Below are 15267 nucleotides of genomic sequence, written 5' to 3'. Positions count from 1 at the left end.
TCTCAGGGCTTTAGAGCAACCCTCACTTCGATTTCAAGTAGCAGATCGGGATTGAAGAGACGCTCCACCTGCACCCAGGACGAGGCCGGGAATTGGCCATCTTTGTAGAAAGATTTGCGCACCGGTATCGCGGCCTTCAGTGCTTCCATGTCGCGCGTATAGATGGTTTCGCTGACGATGGCTGTGCTGTCGAGCCCACGGCCTTTCAGGATTTTGCCGATCTGGCCATAAATGGCCGTCATCTGGTCGGATAGCGTCGCGCCATTAGCGGTGATGCCAGAAAGATAGAGGGTGTCGCCGTGGCGGACGACCTGCGCGTAGCCGATCTCCTTTTCCCACGGATTGACGTATTCGCGCTCGATCTGGGCAAGGGCCGGACCGGTAAGCACTAACGACAACGCCACACCCAGTCCGACCGTTTTCATCGCCCTACTCCGCCGCTGCCGGTTTGATGGTCACGCTTTCACCGCAGCCGCAGGCGTCGGTCTCGTTTGGGTTCTGGAAGACGAACTTCGATGCCAGCTGCGTCGTCTCATAGTCGATGACCGTGCCGACCAGGTACAGAACGGCCTTTGGCTCGATCAGGATCGTCACGCCCTTGTCGGTGATGACCTCATCGATCGGACCGGCCTCTTCGGCATAGCTCAGGACGTACTCCTGGCCGGCGCAGCCGCCCTGCTTGACGCCGACGCGCAGACCCACATAGGGCTTGTCGGCACGCGCCATGATGGCCTTGACCTGCTCGGCGGCGGCGTCGGTCAGCGAGACGACTGCGGGGCGTGGACGGCGCGGGCGCGGTGTAATGGAGGGCTGGATGTCCATGATCAGAACATGTTCAGTTGCAGCTTGGCCTCATCGCTCATGCGCGACGAGTCCCACGGCGGATCGAAGACGAGATTGACGTCGCAGGATTTGACGCCTTCGACCTTCATGACGGCGTCATTGACCCAGCCCGGCATTTCGCCGGCGACGGGGCAGCCCGGCGCGGTCAGTGTCATGTCGACCACGACGTCGCGGTCGTCCGAGACGTCAACGCGGTAGATCAGGCCCAGCTCGTAGATGTCGACCGGGATTTCCGGGTCGAAGATCGTCTTGAAGGCGGCGATCAGTTCGTCGGTCAGCCGGTCAAGCTCGGCCTGCTCCAGCGCCGACGGCTGGTTGGCGCCCATGTCGTCCAGGCTGAACAGGCTGTGCGTTTCGGTATCGGGCGTGGTCTGGGCTTCGCTCATATCATCACTCATGCGAAGAACGACTGGGCCTTGGCGACGGCTTCGGCCAGGACGTCGATCTCTTCTTCGGTATTATATAGGGCGATGGACGCCCGGACGGTAGAGGTGACACCCAACCGCGTCATCAGCGGTTCGGCGCAGTGGGTGCCAGCGCGCACGGCCACATTATAGCGGTCGAGAATCTGCGCCACGTCGTGGGCGTGGGCCTGGCCTAAGCTAAACGTCAGGATCGAGCCCTTGCCTTCGGCGGTGCCGTGGACGCGCAGGCTGTTGATCTGGGTCAGCCTGTCATAGGCGCGTTGATACAGCACATGTTCGTGGGCAACGACCTCGGCGCGGTCGAACTGCGATAGCCAGTCGATGGCGGCCTTGAGCCCGATGACCTCGAGAATGGCCGGCGTGCCCGCTTCGAAACGGTGCGGCGGCTCGTTCCAGGTGATCTTGTCCTTGGTGACGCGCGCGATCATCTCTCCGCCACCCTGGTACGGCGGCATGGCGTTAAGTAACTCGGCCTTGCCGTAGAGGACGCCGAGACCGGTCGGGCCATAGAGCTTGTGCGCCGAAAAGACGTAGAAGTCGGCGTCGAGCGCCTTCACATCGACATCGAGGTGGACGATGCCTTGCGCGCCGTCGATCACCGTTTTGGCTCCGACGGCGTGGGCCTTTTGGATGATCTCGCTGATCGGGTTGATCGTGCCCAGCACGTTCGACATATGCGTGACGGCGACGATCTTGACGCGATCGGTCAGCACGGCATCGAACGCCGCCATATCGAGCGAGCCGTCATCAAGGATCGGCACGTACTTGAGCTCAACGCCCTTGCGTTCGGCCAGCATGTACCACGGCACGATATTGGCGTGGTGCTCCATCTCGGTCGTCAGCACGACGTCGCCGGCTTTCAGTCCGTCGCCGAAGCTGTGGGCGATCAGGTTCATCGCCTCGGTCGCCGACTTGGTGAAGATGATCTCGTTGACGTCGGCCTTGATGAAGCGTGCAACGGTCTCGCGGCCAGCCTCATAGGCGTCGGTCGTTTCATTGGCCAAGCGGTGCAGGCCCCGATGCACATTGGCATAGGAATGGCGCATGGCGTGGCTCATGGCGTCGATGACGGCGTTGGGCTTTTGCGCCGACGCGCCGCTGTCGAGATAGATCAACGGTTTATCGTTGATCTGGCGGCTCAGGATCGGGAAGTCTTCGCGGGCGCGGGCGACATCAAAGGGCATGATAGGTCTCCGCCTCGCGTTCGAGGAATTCGAGGACCTTGGCACGCAGGGCTTCGTCTTCGATCGCTTCGGCGACCGGCATGACAAAGGCGTGGGTCAGCAGCGCACGGGCGGTCGGTTCATCCATGCCGCGCGTCTGGCAGAAGAAGAGCGCGGATTCGTCCAAAGCGCCGATGGTGTTGCCGTGGGCGCATTGCACGTCGTCGGCGTAGATTTCCAGCTCAGGCTTGGCGCGAACATGGGCGCCGTCGTTCAGGATGAGCGCCTGGTGGCGCATGCGCGCGTCGGTGCCGTCGGCGCCGCGTTCGACATAGATGCGGCCCTGGAACACGCCCGTCGCCTGATCCTTGACCAGGCCCTTGATCATCTGATTGGTTATACCGTTGATTTCAGCGTGATTGACGCGGGTCGTCAGGTCGAAGTGGCGTTTGTCCTTCAGCAGGTAGGCGCCGTTCATCTCGACTTCGGCGCCATGACCGGCATGGGTAACGTGGGTCTCGAAGCGCTGGAACCTGGCGCCGGTCGAAAAGACGTACTGCTTGAAGACGCTGCCGGGCGCCGTCTCAACGGTTGAGCGGCGGATCGAGACGGCGTCTTCGGGTTCGTCAAGAATGACCACGCGAGTCAGCCTGGCGCCTTCGCCTACAGCAAAATGCAGGTCTTCGTGGGTGACGGCCGCCTCGCCCGTGCTGGTCTCGAAACGCACGACCGTTTCACCGGCGGCGATGACGATGCGGTCGCTCAGGCGGTGGACGTCATCGGCCTGTGGCACGACGCGCAGGGCACGCGACAGGTCGGAGTACTTCCACTCCTCGTCGCGGCGCGTCGGGTAGGACGACGGATCGAAGATATCGAGCGCGGTTAGGCTCACGCCGCAACTCCCAGATACTGGTCGTAACCGTGGGCTTCGAGTTCAAGCGCCAGTTCAGGCCCGCCCGAGCGGACGATCTTGCCGGCGACCAGAACGTGGACTTGGTCGGGCTTGATGTGATCGAGCAACCGTTGATAGTGGGTGATGACCAGCATGCCACGATCCGGCGCGCGCAAGGCATTGACGCCGTCCGACACCACTTTAAGCGCATCGATATCGAGACCGGAGTCCGTCTCGTCGAGGATCAGGAACTTCGGCTCCAGCATGGCCATTTGCAGGACTTCCATGCGCTTTTTCTCGCCGCCGGAGAAACCGACGTTCAAGGGGCGCTTCAGCATGTCCATGTCGATGCGCAGGGACTTGGCGACTTCGCGGACCTTCTTCAGGAATTCCGGGGCGGTCACCTCGGCCTCGCCGCGCAACTTCTTCTGCGAATTGAGCGCGGTGCGCAGGAAGGTCAGAGCCGGCACGCCCGGGATTTCCAGCGGATACTGGAAGGACAGGTAGAGGCCCGCCGCTGCGCGTTCGTGGACTTCCTTGTCCAGCAGGTCTTCGCCGTTGAAGGTGACGCTGCCGCCGGTGATGTCGTAGTTGGGACGGCCCGCCAGAGCGTAGCCGAGCGTCGACTTGCCGGCGCCATTGGGGCCCATGATGGCATGGACTTCGCCGGCTGGCACTTCGAGCGTCAGGCCCTTCAGGATGGTTTTCGCGTCAACGGCAGCGGTGAGGTTTTGGATAGAAAGCATTGAACGTCCTAGGAGACACATAGCTCAAAGAAAAAACAGCTGACGCTAATCAGGACTGCGAAATAGGGAATGACCAGTGCAACGGGGACGCCGAGAGCGACTGCGCCTTTCCAAGTTTTGGCGCGGAAGCTGATGGCGACCAGGCCCAACCACAGCAAGACTACCAGACCGAACAACACCTCGTATGTCCCTCCCTCCATTCGGAAAGGATAAACGACCGCCATTGCGGTAACAGCCATAAAGACCAGCGCCAGAGGGTGGCGCTGAAAAACAGCCGTCATCCCACGCTCCCCTCAAGGCTGATGGCGACCAGTTTCTGGGCCTCGACGGCGAACTCCATGGGCAGTTCCTGCAACACGTCACGGACAAAGCCGTTGACGAGCAAGGCAACCGCCTCCTCTTGCGTCAGTCCGCGCTGCATGGCGTAGAAGAGCTGGTCTTCCGACAGACGCGTCGTTGTCGCTTCGTGCTCGAACTGCGCCTTGGCGGTGTCGGCTTCGACGTAAGGCACGGTGTGCGCCGCGCAGGTCTTGCCGATCAAAAGGCTGTCGCACTGCGTGAAGTTGCGCGCGCCGGTGGCCCTGGCGTGGGCCGAGACCAGGCCGCGATAGGTGTTGGACGACTTGCCGGCGGACACGCCCTTACTGATGATGCGCGAGCGGGTGTTCTTGCCCAGATGGATCATCTTGGTGCCGGTATCGGCCTGCTGCGCGCCGTTGGTGACGGCGATCGAGTAGAACTCACCGACACTGTCGTCGCCGCGCAGGATGCACGATGGGTATTTCCAGGTGATGTTGGAACCCGTTTCGACCTGGGTCCACGACACTTTCGAGCGCGCACCGCGGCAATCGGCGCGCTTGGTGACGAAGTTGTAGATGCCGCCCTTGCCGTTTTCGTCGCCGGGATACCAGTTCTGCACGGTCGAGTACTTGATTTCGGCGTCATCGAGCGCGATCAGCTCGACGACCGCCGCGTGCAGCTGGTTTTCGTCGCGCATCGGCGCCGTGCAGCCTTCGAGATAGGACACATAGGCGCCCTTGTCGGCGATGATCAGGGTGCGTTCAAACTGGCCGGTGTTTTCGGCATTGATGCGGAAATAGGTCGACAGCTCCATCGGACACCGTACGCCCGGCGGGACATAGACGAAAGACCCATCCGAAAAGACGGCGGCATTCAACGCGGCGAAATAGTTGTCCGACACCGGCACGACTGAGCCGAGATATTGCTTCACCAGGTCAGGATATTCGCGCAATGCCTCTGAAATCGCGCAGAAAATCACGCCGGATTTCTTCAGTTCGTCCTTGAAGGTCGTGATGACCGACACGCTGTCGAACACGGCATCAACCGCGTATTTCGGCGCGCCTTCGACGCCGGCCAGGACCATCTGTTCCTTCAGCGGAATGCCGAGCTTTTCATAGGTCTTGAGGATTTCCGGATCGATCTCATCCAGCGACTTCGGCGCCACCTTCTGCTTGGGGGCGGCGTAGTAGTAGAGGTCCTGATAGTTGACCGGCGTGTAGTCGACCTTGGCCCAGGTTGGCTCTTCCATGGACAGCCAACGCTCGAAGGCGGCCAGGCGCATCTCCAGCATCCATTCCGGCTCGTTCTTCTTGGCCGAAATAAAGCGCACGATGTCGGCATTCAGCCCCTTGGGGGCGAAGTCCATTTCGATGTCGGTAACAAAGCCATGCTCATAGGTTTCAAGCTTGGCGACCGTATCGATGGTTTCCTTGACAGCAGCCACTAGCTCAATTCCTTTTCGCGCACGCGGCGCTTGAGATACATTTCATAACCCTTTGACCAGACATCAAAAAAGCGATGCCAATCCTCTGGCTGGGTCGTCCAGCCCGAAGAGATGCGCAGAACCTTGTCGGCCAGATACGGAAAGCCCATCGCCGTGACGACGCGGCTGGACTTGACCTTGCCCGATGAGCAGGCCGAACCGGAGGAGACGCAGATACCCGCCATGTCCATGTGAATCAATTGCTGATTTGACGGCCAGCGCGGTTGAACAATGGACAGGATCCCGGCAACGCGCGCGGCCTGTTCGGCAAGAATGGTAACGCCCTGCACTTTAAGCGCGGCTTCGATCACGGACTGAGCCGCAATGAGGTCATTACTGCCATTGCCTGCAGCTTTGACGGCGGCGGCAAAGGCGGCAATGCCCGGGATGTTTTCGGTACCGGCGCGCAGGCCGTACTCCTGGCCGCTGCCGCCGATCAAAGGCTTAAGCGTGCGGTCGCGATCATAGACCAGCGCGCCGACGCCTTGGGGCCCGCCGACCTTGTGGGCCGACAGGGCCATCGAATCGGCGCCTAAGCCGGTGAAATCGACGATTATCTTACCCAGCGCCTGGACGGCATCGACGTGCAGCCAGCCACCGCGCGCATGCACCAGGGCCGCCACGGCCGCGATGTCCGACACCGCGCCCGTTTCGTTATTGGCCAGCATGGCGCAGACAAACGGCCTGCCGTCGCGCTCGAGCAGGGTTTTCAGCGCTACCAGATCGATTGCGCCACCGGACGTCAAAGGCGCAATGAACGCGTCCTTGACGGCGCCAAAGAGGCTGTCGTGCTCCCCGGCCGAAAGGACGATATAGTCGTAGCCCTCAGCCTGACATAGTCCCAAGGCGTTGGCTTCGGTGCCGCCTGAGGTAAAGACCAGCCCACCCGTCCCCAGCGCCATTACCGCCGACAATATGTCGTTGCGCGCTTCCTCCAGCAGCAGCTTGGCTTTGCGGCCAATGCCATGCACCGACGACGCATTGCCGCCCAGATCGCAGGCGCGCAAGAACGCCTCCCGCGCCTCGGGACGCAGGGGCGATGTAGCCGCGTGATCGAGGTACAGCACCGTCATTCGGCCGGCACCTCCAGCATGACGCGCGCAGGCACAGGGATTTCCGGCGTCGAAATATGAACCTTCTTACGCGTGCGCTTGCGGATGACGTCCTCCAGCGAGACCTGCGACAGGTAGTCGTGGATGGCCACGCCCAGATCTTCCCACAGATTGTGCGTCAGGCAGCGCTGACCGCCCGGCATGCAGCCGATTTCGCGCGCCGCCTGTTCCTTACCCAGCTTCTTGTTGGCGCCGAGCTTGTTCGACGTCAGCTGGCAGCGCGTCGCCTTGATTGGCTCATCGACAGCGAGCACGATTTCGGACACGAAGAGATCGCCCGCCATCCGCGCCAGGGTATAGCCGCCGCCGGGGCCGCGCGCACTCCTGACCAGGCCCGCCTTACGCAGGCGCGCGAACAACTGTTCGAGATAGGACAGCGAAATCTGCTGGCGTTCCGAAATTTCCGACAGCGAAATCGGACGGCCGGCCTGGCCGTTCAATGCCAGGTCGGTCATGGCCATGACGGCATATCGTCCCTTGGTCGACAGGCGCATGTGGTGTCCTTTCGCGCAATCCGCGGGCAAAGTTCGCGATGATTGCAAAAACCTGCGCAAAGCCAAATCTTTGTGCTAAGAGGCGCGTTGCCCCGGTGCGCTTTGCGGTCTTGGCGGAATTTAAAATTTCCGACTAAAACAGTCAAGAATTATACGCTGCGGTGCAAAAGATTTTTGCTACTCTCAAGGTGAAGAATGCCTGAAGTCATATTGGCCGGAGCCGCCGGACGCATCGAAGCCCGTTATAGCCAGGGCAAGACCGAGAACGCGCCCATCGCGCTGATCCTGCACCCGCATCCCAAGGCGGGCGGCCATATGAACAATCCGGTCACGGTGCAATTGTTCCACCTGTTCATGACGCGCGGTTTCTCCGTGCTGCGCTTCAATTTCCGGGGCGTGCAGAAGAGCCAGGGCGAGTTTGACTCGGGCGTTGGCGAACTGGCTGACGCCGCCACCGCGCTCGACTGGCTGCAGGCCAAGAACCCGACGGCGGCACAGTTCTGGGTCGCCGGCTACGACTTCGGGGCCTATATCGGCATGCAGCTTCTGATGCGCCGTCCCGAAACCGACGGCTTCATTTCGGTGTCGCCGCCGACCAATGCCTATGATTTCAGCTTCCTGGCGCCCTGCCCGGCGTCCGGCATGTTCCTGCACGGCGGCGCCGATTCGATCGTGCCCACGACCGAAGTCGACCGCGTCGTTGCCAAGCTGAGGACCCAAAAGGGTATCCAGATCGATTCGGAAGTCATCCCCGAGGCCAACCACTTCTGGACCGAGCACCTGAGCGAAGTCGAACGCCACGTCGGCGGCTATATCGACCGCCGGATGGCTGCCAGCAAGGAATAGGCTCATGAGGGCTTGGTGGCTGGTGGCGTCTCTGTTTGTAGCGGCGCCGGCGGCCGCCGAAGTGCCCTACTCTGTAGCGCCAGGTGTGTTCGATCCGTCCAAGCCTGGCGATCTCGGTTTGCTGCCCGCACCGGGTGCGGAAACCATCACCATATTCGAACCCGGTGAAGCCACCGACCGGTTCAGCAACGGCGTCGTCCTGATGCCGTTCAAGGGGCGTTTGTACGCCCAGTGGCAAAGCTCACTAAAAGACGAGGATTCCCCCGACACCTGGGTGGCGTGGAGCGTCAGCGACGACGGCAAGAGGTGGTCCGCGCCTAAGGCCTTGGTGCCGTCGGGGCCTGGGCCGAAGATGCACTCCAGCGGTGGCTGGTGGACGGATGGCGAGACGCTGGTCGCCTATATCAATGTCTGGCCGACCGGTTTTCAGTCAGGTGATGGTGGCTATACCGAATATATGACGAGCCGTGATGGCGTCGTCTGGTCCGACCGCAAGCGCGTCATGGGCGCTGACGGCAAACCGGTCGAAGGCATTATCGAACAGGACCCGCATGCAATTGGCGACGGCCGCACCGTGACGGCCTTTCATGTCCGCCCGGGCATGATCGTCGCACCCTTCTATACCGACGATCTTCTAGCTGTCAGTGGCTGGCGGCGCGGGCGGATGGTGAATCTGCCGCACGACGGCAAGGTAAGCCGCGAACTGGAACCCAGCCTGTTCATGCGCGGGCGTTGCGTGGTGATGGTCTTTCGCGACCAGGCCGAAAGCTTCAGGCAACTGGCGTCGGAAAGCTGCGATCGCGGTGAGACCTGGACGACGCCGGTTTTGACCAATATGCCCGATGCGCGCGCCAAACAGAGCGCCGGCAACCTGCCCGACGGCACGGCCTATTTCGCCACGGCCGTCGGCGTCGACAAGGTGCGCATACCGCTGGCTGTGACGTTGAGCGACGACGGCCGGGTGTTCGATCGATCCTATCGGTTGCGCGGCAAGGACGATCTCCAGCCCCTTCGCTATCCAGGCCAGTACAAGCGGCCCGGCTATTCCTATCCGAAAAGCGTCATCTGGAGCGACTGGCTCTATGTGGCTTACGCGACCAATAAGGAAGACGTCGAACTGACGCGCGTGCCATTGAGGGAGCTTGCGAAATGAGGCTGTTTTTCCTGCCCGGCGTCGGCGGTTCGGCCGAATTCTGGCGGCCGCTGGGGGACATGCTGCCGGTCGGTTGGGACAAGGTCTATTTCGCCTGGCCGGGTTTGGGTGAAAATCCGGCCGATCCGAAGGTGAATTCCTATCATGACCTGGTCGCGCTGGTTGAAGCAAGGCTTGGCGACGCGCCGGTCGATCTGCTGGCGCAGTCCATGGGCGGCGCCATCGCGCTGACCCTCGCCTTGCGAAACCCGGACAAGGTGCGGCGGATCGTGCTCGCGGTCACTGCCGGCGGTATGGACGTCGAGGAATTGGGCGCCATCGACTGGCGGATCAATTACCGCGAAGAGTTCGCGCATGTGGCCGACTGGGTGATGTCGGAGCGGCCGGACGTATCGGCGCGCCTGGCGGAGGTGCATCAGCCCTGTTTGCTGGTCTGGGGAGATAATGATCCGATCAGTCCGATTGCGGTCGGCCAGCATTTTGAGGCTCACTTGCCTGATGCAAGCCTGATGGTGGTGCCGGGCGGCCAGCACGACCTGATCCATGCGCGTGCCAATGAGGTTGTGGAAAGCATCCGGGCGTTTCTGGAGTAACACGCCGCGGTCGTCTGCTCTTCCTTCTTCTCCTTTTCTCCTTGCGCTTGCCGGGACTATATCCGCCTGCGCTCACCCGACCTCCCCATCGCTGCGCGACAGGGAGGAGAAGGTTACGCCGGGCAGCGGATCATGACCGCCTTGCCGTCGCGGCCAATGCCCGTGATCGACAGTTCGTCGCCATCGTCGGACACCATGAGCTGATGCGTTTCGCGGAAGCTCCGGCCTTCGGCGTTCCAGTCCGCGACAACCGTGATCTTTGTCGCGCTCTCGGCCTCGACCGATGCGACGGTGGCCCGGCCGTCATAAAGAGTCAGTGAAGCCGCGCCGATCGTCAGGCCGTTCGCATCTTCGTTCGGATCGGCGCAGGTCTCAAGCGACTGGCTCCACTCGCCCTGAAAGACCGTGGGGATGGCCGAGCCTTGCGCCCCCGCGCTGGTCGCCAACCCAACAAGCAACACACATATCCATATCCGCATCACATTCCCTCCTCTGTCGTAACAGCATTATGCCACGACGAAGACATGCGAGGGGAATTAGTTAACCGCCGACACCAGGAATTGATCGAATTTTCCATCCTTGGTGACGAAGACGCTTAAGGACAACAGTTTTTCGCCGGCGCGCAGGCGATAGGACCGGATATCCATGCCGCCGCGCTTGGAGGATCCTTGCATCTGGAAAGTGACGATATCGCCGAGTGCGCCGAGATATTGCTTGTGATCCGCAAGTGCCTTGTCGGTCAGGTAGGCGTTGAAATTGCCCGTGAAGTGCGCGCGGTCGGCCTGGCCCGCCTGCAGCGCCTTGAAGGTTGCCAGCACCTGCGCGTCGACGCTGTGTTGCGGCAGGACCTGGAAGGCAATGCGGTCGGAGATTTCGCTGAACGCATTGCCTGACATGGTGTTGGTCAGGACGACGATGGCGATACCGTCATCGGGATAGATGCGGTTGCTGGTTAGATAGCCCGCGCCCTCGCCCGTATGCGATACGATGGTGCGGCCGCCCGTTTTGCGTACGAACCAGCCCATGGCATAGCCTGTGTCATTGCCGTTATTGAGTTTGATCGTCTTGACCTGCTCGTCATAGGTCGCGGGCGTGAACAAGGACTTCTTGAGGATGCTGATGTCCCACCTGGCGACGTCTTCAGCCGTGAGGATCAGCGGCCAGGCGGCAAAGGTCCAGTTGCGTCCCGCAAGTGGTGTCAGGCGGTTGGGCCCCAGGCCCTGGCGCTGATAGCCGAGCGCATCGGGCGCCTTGAGATCGACCGCGCCGGCGTCGAGCGCGTCATGGATGCCGATGGGCTTAAGGATACGGTCCTGCATGAAGTCGAACAAGGGCTTACCCGAAACCTTTTCGACGATCAGCCCGGCGACGACATAGCCGGTATTGGAATATTGCCATTCATCGCCCGGCTTATAGTCGAGCGGCGCCTTGGCGTAGGTGTTGGCGATCTTCTGTGCCGTCGTGGGCTTGGTCACCGTCTCCATGACGTAGTCCTGCGGCCAGTAGTCGGAGTAGCCCGAGGTGTGGCTGATCAACTGGCGCACCGTGATCTGATCGGCCGAGGTCAGGTCCGGCAGCCACTTCGAGACGGTGTCATCGAGCGAAAGCTTGCCGTCTTCAACCAGGGCCAGGACGGCTGCGGCCGTGAAAGCTTTCGAAACGGAAGCAATCTGGTAGCGCGACTTCGTGGTCGCTTTCACATTGCCATCAATCGATGCGACACCGAACGCCTTGGAGTAGACGATCTCGCCGTCCTTCACCACAGCGATCTGAGCCGATGGCGTCTGGTTGATGGCGATGACGGTTTGCGCGGCTGCATCAATCTTCGCGACGGTGTCCGCAGGGAGTTCGGCGCCAAATGCCGACACGGCGGACAGAAACAGGGCCATGCCCGCGCCGAACCTGATGGATGATTTGCCCGCCATGATTTTCTCCATAATAGTCGCTTATGTGACTATCATGGCTGGAGAGGATGGCAAGCGGTTACGGGCAGCGGACGCGGACGCCGCCCTCGCCCGCATCGATGGTCAGGGTCCCGTCATCGGTCAAGACCATGTGTATCGACTTTTCCCAGGTTTCGCCCTCGCCGGACATGGCCAGGTCGGCCACGACGTCGGTCGGGCTGTTGACCTTGACGCTCTTCACCCTGCCGCCACTTTCGAAATAGCTCAAAGCGGTCGGGGTAATGTCGAGCTGCATTTCGGCGCGATAAGACGTGCTGCATGGCTTGGGTGGAGCATCCCACTTGCCGACAAAGGCCGCCGGCAGTGTCGCGGCCACGGAAGCTGCCGGCGCGGCGCTGGATGGGGCGGCGATCGAAGCGGTTTCAGACACCGACGCCGACGCGCTGTCCGTGTCCTTGTCGGTTTGCGGCGAACAGGCCGACAGGCAAACGGTGGCGATCAACAGGATACGCGTTTTCATGGTGCCCTCTTCAGCTTGCCATGGACTGTGTACGCTTCGGATAGCTTGCCTTGCCACCCGTCAGCGGCGCTTTTACGCCCGTCGTGCCGGGGAAGGAGATCGGCAGGCCCTTCAGCGACCGCGCCGCCATATAGGCGAAGGCTTCGGCCTCGATGGCCCCGCCGCGCCAGCCCAAATCCTCGGCAAGCACGACCTGGGCCGGCGAAAGCGCATCGCGAATCTGGCCGACGAGGAAAGCATTGTGGCGCCCGCCACCGGCCAGGATGACCGATTTTGGCTGCGCGCCAACGGCGTTGATGCCCGCCAGCAGGCTTGCCAGGGTAAAGGCGCTCAAGGTGGCCATGCCGTCTTCGCAGGAGAGATTAGCCACGGCATCCAGCGTAAAATCGTAGCGGTCGAGCGACTTTGGCGCGACGGCCTTGAAATAGGGATGCGCCATGTAGGCCGAGACGATATCGGCGTGGACCTTGCCCGCTGCCGCGATGCGGCCTTCGTGGTCGAAATCGCCCCGGCCGTGGCGGCGCATCCACTGGTCCATCAGCCCGTTGGCCGGTCCGGTATCGAGCGCCGTCAGGTTGAGGTTTTCATCGATCAGCGTGATATTGGCGACCCCGCCGAGATTGACGACGACAACCGGCAGATCAAGGCCCCCCTTCTGCACCAAGGCACGGTGATAGACGGGCGCCAGCGGCGCCGCCTCCCCGCCCGCCTGGATATCGGCCTGGCGGAAGTCGCAGACGACGGTCACGCCCACCGCATCGGCAAACGCCTGGCCGTCAAAGAGTTGAACCGTCCGGCCGGGCACGCCATTGCGCGGGCGTTCGTGCAGCACGGTCTGGCCGTGAACGCCAATGGCGTCGAGGTCGCTGTAAGAGAGGTCGTTCGATTTCAGAAAAGCCGCCGACGCCGACACGTGCCAGTCGACCAGGGCGGTTCGCGCTTCGGCGAAAATCGCGGGCTCGGCCGCGCCGCGCGGCCATTGCAGCGCCGCCTTGACTGTGTTTTCCAGAAGGGCGCGCGTCTCCGGCGGCATCGGCATTTCCGCCCACGGCCCAAAGACGAGCTGGGATTCACCGTCGGTATCGATGATCGCCATATCGATGCCGTCGAGTGACGTTCCGGTCATAAAACCCAAAACTTTCATGACATTTCCCTGCGCACTCTTGACTGTGACGGATGGCGGGGTCACACAGCACCCCTTTTCTATTTCATACTGCACCCAAATCATGACCGAGCAAAGCTTCAAATCCGACTTCCTGCGCACGCTGTCTGAGCGTGGCTTCATCCATCAGTGCACCGACGCCGAGGCGCTCGACACGCTGGCGTCGGCCGGGATGATCACGGGATATATCGGCTATGACGCCACGGCGTCGTCATTGCACGCCGGTCACCTGGTGCAGATCATGCTGCTCTACTGGCTGCAGCAGACCGGCCACAAGCCGATCGTGCTCATGGGCGGCGGAACGACCAAGGTCGGCGACCCGACCTTCAAGGACACGCAACGTCCGCTCCTGACCGACGAGCAGATCCAGTCGAACATGGACGGCATCAAGTCGGTCTTCTCGAACTTCCTGACCTTCGGCGACGGCGGTAATGACGCCATCATGGTCAATAACGACGACTGGCTGTCGCAGTTCGGCTATATCGAGTTCCTGCGCACCTTCGGCACGCACTTCACCATCAACCGCATGATGACCTTCGATTCGGTCAAGCTGCGGCTGGAACGCGAACAGCCGATGACCTTCCTGGAATTCAACTACATGCTGATGCAGGCGGTCGACTTCCGCGAACTGAACAGCACCTATAACTGCGTCCTGCAGATGGGTGGTTCGGACCAGTGGGGTAATATCGTCAATGGCGTCGAACTGACGCGCCGCATGAACACCAAGGCCGCCTTCGGCCTGACCTCGCCGCTTTTGACGACCGCTTCGGGCGCCAAGATGGGCAAGACGGTCGGCGGCGCGGTGTGGCTCAACGCCGATGCTTTGAGCCCCTACGACTACTGGCAGTACTGGCGTAACACCGAAGACGCCGATGTCGGCAAGTTCCTGCGCCTGTTCACCGCCCTGCCGCTCGATGAGATCGCCCGGCTTGAGAAGCTTGAAGGCGCCGAGATCAACGAGGCCAAGAAGATTCTCGCCGACGAAGCGACCAAGATGGTTCACGGCGCTGAAGCCTCCGCGACCGCGCGCGACACGGCCCAAAAGGCGTTTGAGCAAGGCGTATTGTCGGCCGACCTGCCGACCGTCGAAGTGCCGGCGGCGGAACTGGCCGAAGGCATCATGCTGGCAGCCCTGACGACGCGCATCGGCCTGACCCAGTCGAACGGTGAAGCACGCCGTCTGGCCCAGGGCGGAGGTCTGCGTGTCAACGACGTGGCGATCAGTGACGGCAACCAGCTGGTCACCAAGGCCGATCTCAATGCGGAAGGCGTCATCAAGGTCGCCCAGGGTAAGAAGAAGATCGTCCTGGTCAAGCCGGTCTAGTGCTGAGTGTGTGGTTCGGGTTTAAGTAATAACCACGAACCACACGAACAGACACGAACGCTGAGTATCTGCGGTGAGATGGTGCCCTTGGCGTGTTGAGTCAGGGAATCCACAGATGCACACAGATAAGCACAGATATGCCGTGCAAGCGGCCCGTCAGGCGCGATACCAGTCTCAGGGATTGACGGCGCTTTGCGCCGTCGAGCGTGTATGCCGGTAGCCATGGTCGATGTCCCGACCTCGGATCATCTGTGCCTATCTGTGTGCACCTGTGGATTCCCTTAGGCGGGCAGCCACCGGCAACGGC

General features: G+C 61.6%; 18 protein-coding genes. 4 read left to right on the top strand and 14 right to left on the bottom strand.

Annotated features, from left to right (window positions below):
- Positions 1 to 2: 2 nt before the first annotated feature.
- The 10 genes from J2X24_RS03710 to J2X24_RS03665 all read right to left on the bottom strand — a co-directional run bounded on the left by J2X24_RS03710 (position 3) and on the right by J2X24_RS03665 (position 7458).
- Complete coding sequence (locus tag J2X24_RS03710) at positions 3 to 425, bottom strand: RidA family protein (protein WP_209716844.1); 423 nt, start codon at positions 423 to 425, stop codon at positions 3 to 5.
- A gap of 4 nt (positions 426 to 429) precedes the next feature.
- Entirely contained in the window at positions 430 to 822 is a 393-nt protein-coding gene (locus J2X24_RS03705; protein WP_245344432.1) for a HesB/IscA family protein, read from the bottom strand.
- A 2-nt stretch (positions 823 to 824) separates the two neighbouring features.
- Complete coding sequence (locus tag J2X24_RS03700; protein WP_209718239.1) at positions 825 to 1169, bottom strand: SUF system Fe-S cluster assembly protein; 345 nt, start codon at positions 1167 to 1169, stop codon at positions 825 to 827.
- A 68-nt stretch (positions 1170 to 1237) separates the two neighbouring features.
- Positions 1238 to 2452, bottom strand: a complete 1215-nt coding sequence (locus tag J2X24_RS03695; protein ID WP_209716840.1) for an aminotransferase class V-fold PLP-dependent enzyme — start codon at positions 2450 to 2452, stop codon at positions 1238 to 1240.
- Positions 2442 to 3323 (bottom strand): SufB/SufD family protein, encoded by an 882-nt coding sequence (locus J2X24_RS03690; protein WP_209716837.1) that lies wholly within the window; start codon positions 3321 to 3323, stop codon positions 2442 to 2444. Before J2X24_RS03690 ends, J2X24_RS03695 begins: the two co-directional genes overlap by 11 nt.
- Entirely contained in the window at positions 3320 to 4069 is a 750-nt protein-coding gene (sufC, locus tag J2X24_RS03685; protein WP_209716833.1) for a Fe-S cluster assembly ATPase SufC, read from the bottom strand. The genes J2X24_RS03690 and sufC overlap by 4 nt, the downstream gene beginning before the upstream one ends.
- Before the next feature lie 8 nt (positions 4070 to 4077).
- Complete coding sequence (locus J2X24_RS03680; protein ID WP_209716830.1) at positions 4078 to 4350, bottom strand: hypothetical protein; 273 nt, start codon at positions 4348 to 4350, stop codon at positions 4078 to 4080.
- Entirely contained in the window at positions 4347 to 5813 is a 1467-nt protein-coding gene (gene sufB, locus J2X24_RS03675) for a Fe-S cluster assembly protein SufB (RefSeq protein ID WP_209716826.1), read from the bottom strand. Before sufB ends, J2X24_RS03680 begins: the two co-directional genes overlap by 4 nt.
- A complete protein-coding gene (locus tag J2X24_RS03670; protein WP_209716823.1) occupies positions 5813 to 6925 on the bottom strand; it encodes a cysteine desulfurase family protein in 1113 nt (370 codons plus the stop codon). The genes sufB and J2X24_RS03670 overlap by 1 nt, the downstream gene beginning before the upstream one ends.
- The gene (locus J2X24_RS03665; RefSeq protein ID WP_209716819.1) at positions 6922 to 7458 is read right to left on the bottom strand and encodes an Rrf2 family transcriptional regulator; all 537 of its coding nucleotides are present in this window, start codon (positions 7456 to 7458) and stop codon (positions 6922 to 6924) included. Before J2X24_RS03665 ends, J2X24_RS03670 begins: the two co-directional genes overlap by 4 nt.
- 195 nt (positions 7459 to 7653) lie before the next feature.
- Here J2X24_RS03665 and J2X24_RS03660 point away from each other — a divergent pair, with 195 nt between their 5' ends.
- From J2X24_RS03660 to J2X24_RS03650, 3 genes are read left to right on the top strand one after another with little or no spacing between them, the layout of a single operon-like run.
- A complete protein-coding gene (locus tag J2X24_RS03660) occupies positions 7654 to 8304 on the top strand; it encodes an alpha/beta hydrolase (RefSeq protein ID WP_209716816.1) in 651 nt (216 codons plus the stop codon).
- A 4-nt stretch (positions 8305 to 8308) separates the two neighbouring features.
- On the top strand, positions 8309 to 9457 hold the full coding sequence (locus J2X24_RS03655) for a sialidase family protein (RefSeq protein ID WP_209716814.1): 1149 nt from the start codon (positions 8309 to 8311) through the stop codon (positions 9455 to 9457).
- The gene (locus J2X24_RS03650; protein ID WP_209716811.1) at positions 9454 to 10050 is read left to right on the top strand and encodes an alpha/beta fold hydrolase; all 597 of its coding nucleotides are present in this window, start codon (positions 9454 to 9456) and stop codon (positions 10048 to 10050) included. The genes J2X24_RS03655 and J2X24_RS03650 overlap by 4 nt, the downstream gene beginning before the upstream one ends.
- Before the next feature lie 113 nt (positions 10051 to 10163).
- On the opposite strand, the gene J2X24_RS03645 is transcribed toward J2X24_RS03650, so the two are convergent.
- The 4 genes from J2X24_RS03645 to J2X24_RS03630 form a co-directional block, all read right to left on the bottom strand.
- The gene (locus tag J2X24_RS03645) at positions 10164 to 10508 is read right to left on the bottom strand and encodes a hypothetical protein (RefSeq protein ID WP_209716808.1); all 345 of its coding nucleotides are present in this window, start codon (positions 10506 to 10508) and stop codon (positions 10164 to 10166) included.
- Between the two features lie 78 nt (positions 10509 to 10586).
- Positions 10587 to 11975, bottom strand: a complete 1389-nt coding sequence (locus tag J2X24_RS03640) for a serine hydrolase domain-containing protein (RefSeq protein WP_209716804.1) — start codon at positions 11973 to 11975, stop codon at positions 10587 to 10589.
- Between the two features lie 58 nt (positions 11976 to 12033).
- On the bottom strand, positions 12034 to 12474 hold the full coding sequence (locus J2X24_RS03635) for a hypothetical protein (protein WP_209716802.1): 441 nt from the start codon (positions 12472 to 12474) through the stop codon (positions 12034 to 12036).
- Positions 12475 to 12484: 10 nt separating this feature from the next.
- On the bottom strand, positions 12485 to 13618 hold the full coding sequence (locus tag J2X24_RS03630; RefSeq protein WP_209716799.1) for an anhydro-N-acetylmuramic acid kinase: 1134 nt from the start codon (positions 13616 to 13618) through the stop codon (positions 12485 to 12487).
- A gap of 82 nt (positions 13619 to 13700) precedes the next feature.
- On the opposite strand from J2X24_RS03630, the gene tyrS reads away from it, so the two are divergent.
- The gene (tyrS, locus tag J2X24_RS03625; protein ID WP_209716796.1) at positions 13701 to 14960 is read left to right on the top strand and encodes a tyrosine--tRNA ligase; all 1260 of its coding nucleotides are present in this window, start codon (positions 13701 to 13703) and stop codon (positions 14958 to 14960) included.
- Positions 14961 to 15267: the final 307 nt, after the last annotated feature.

The sequence above is a fragment of the Asticcacaulis solisilvae genome (assembly GCF_017875235.1).
Taxonomy (GTDB): domain Bacteria; phylum Pseudomonadota; class Alphaproteobacteria; order Caulobacterales; family Caulobacteraceae; genus Asticcacaulis; species Asticcacaulis solisilvae_A.
Note: the sequence above shows the minus strand (reverse complement) of the source record. Positions and strands in the feature narration are given on the sequence as shown.

What these genes read in the sequence shown, in the direction of transcription:
- J2X24_RS03710 (WP_209716844.1), bottom strand. Translation starts at nt 425, where the DNA reads ATGAAAACGGTCGGACTGGGTGTGGCGTTGTCGTTAGTGCTTACCGGT.
- J2X24_RS03705 (WP_245344432.1), bottom strand. Translation starts at nt 822, where the DNA reads ATGGACATCCAGCCCTCCATTACACCGCGCCCGCGCCGTCCACGCCCC.
- J2X24_RS03700 (WP_209718239.1), bottom strand. Translation starts at nt 1,169, where the DNA reads ATGGGCGCCAACCAGCCGTCGGCGCTGGAGCAGGCCGAGCTTGACCGG.
- J2X24_RS03695 (WP_209716840.1), bottom strand. Translation starts at nt 2,452, where the DNA reads ATGCCCTTTGATGTCGCCCGCGCCCGCGAAGACTTCCCGATCCTGAGC.
- sufC (WP_209716833.1), bottom strand. Translation starts at nt 4,069, where the DNA reads ATGCTTTCTATCCAAAACCTCACCGCTGCCGTTGACGCGAAAACCATC.
- J2X24_RS03680 (WP_209716830.1), bottom strand. Translation starts at nt 4,350, where the DNA reads ATGACGGCTGTTTTTCAGCGCCACCCTCTGGCGCTGGTCTTTATGGCT.
- J2X24_RS03670 (WP_209716823.1), bottom strand. Translation starts at nt 6,925, where the DNA reads ATGACGGTGCTGTACCTCGATCACGCGGCTACATCGCCCCTGCGTCCC.
- J2X24_RS03665 (WP_209716819.1), bottom strand. Translation starts at nt 7,458, where the DNA reads ATGCGCCTGTCGACCAAGGGACGATATGCCGTCATGGCCATGACCGAC.
- J2X24_RS03660 (WP_209716816.1), top strand. Translation starts at nt 7,654, where the DNA reads ATGCCTGAAGTCATATTGGCCGGAGCCGCCGGACGCATCGAAGCCCGT.
- J2X24_RS03655 (WP_209716814.1), top strand. Translation starts at nt 8,309, where the DNA reads ATGAGGGCTTGGTGGCTGGTGGCGTCTCTGTTTGTAGCGGCGCCGGCG.
- J2X24_RS03650 (WP_209716811.1), top strand. Translation starts at nt 9,454, where the DNA reads ATGAGGCTGTTTTTCCTGCCCGGCGTCGGCGGTTCGGCCGAATTCTGG.
- J2X24_RS03640 (WP_209716804.1), bottom strand. Translation starts at nt 11,975, where the DNA reads ATGGCGGGCAAATCATCCATCAGGTTCGGCGCGGGCATGGCCCTGTTT.
- J2X24_RS03635 (WP_209716802.1), bottom strand. Translation starts at nt 12,474, where the DNA reads ATGAAAACGCGTATCCTGTTGATCGCCACCGTTTGCCTGTCGGCCTGT.
- J2X24_RS03630 (WP_209716799.1), bottom strand. Translation starts at nt 13,618, where the DNA reads ATGAAAGTTTTGGGTTTTATGACCGGAACGTCACTCGACGGCATCGAT.
- tyrS (WP_209716796.1), top strand. Translation starts at nt 13,701, where the DNA reads ATGACCGAGCAAAGCTTCAAATCCGACTTCCTGCGCACGCTGTCTGAG.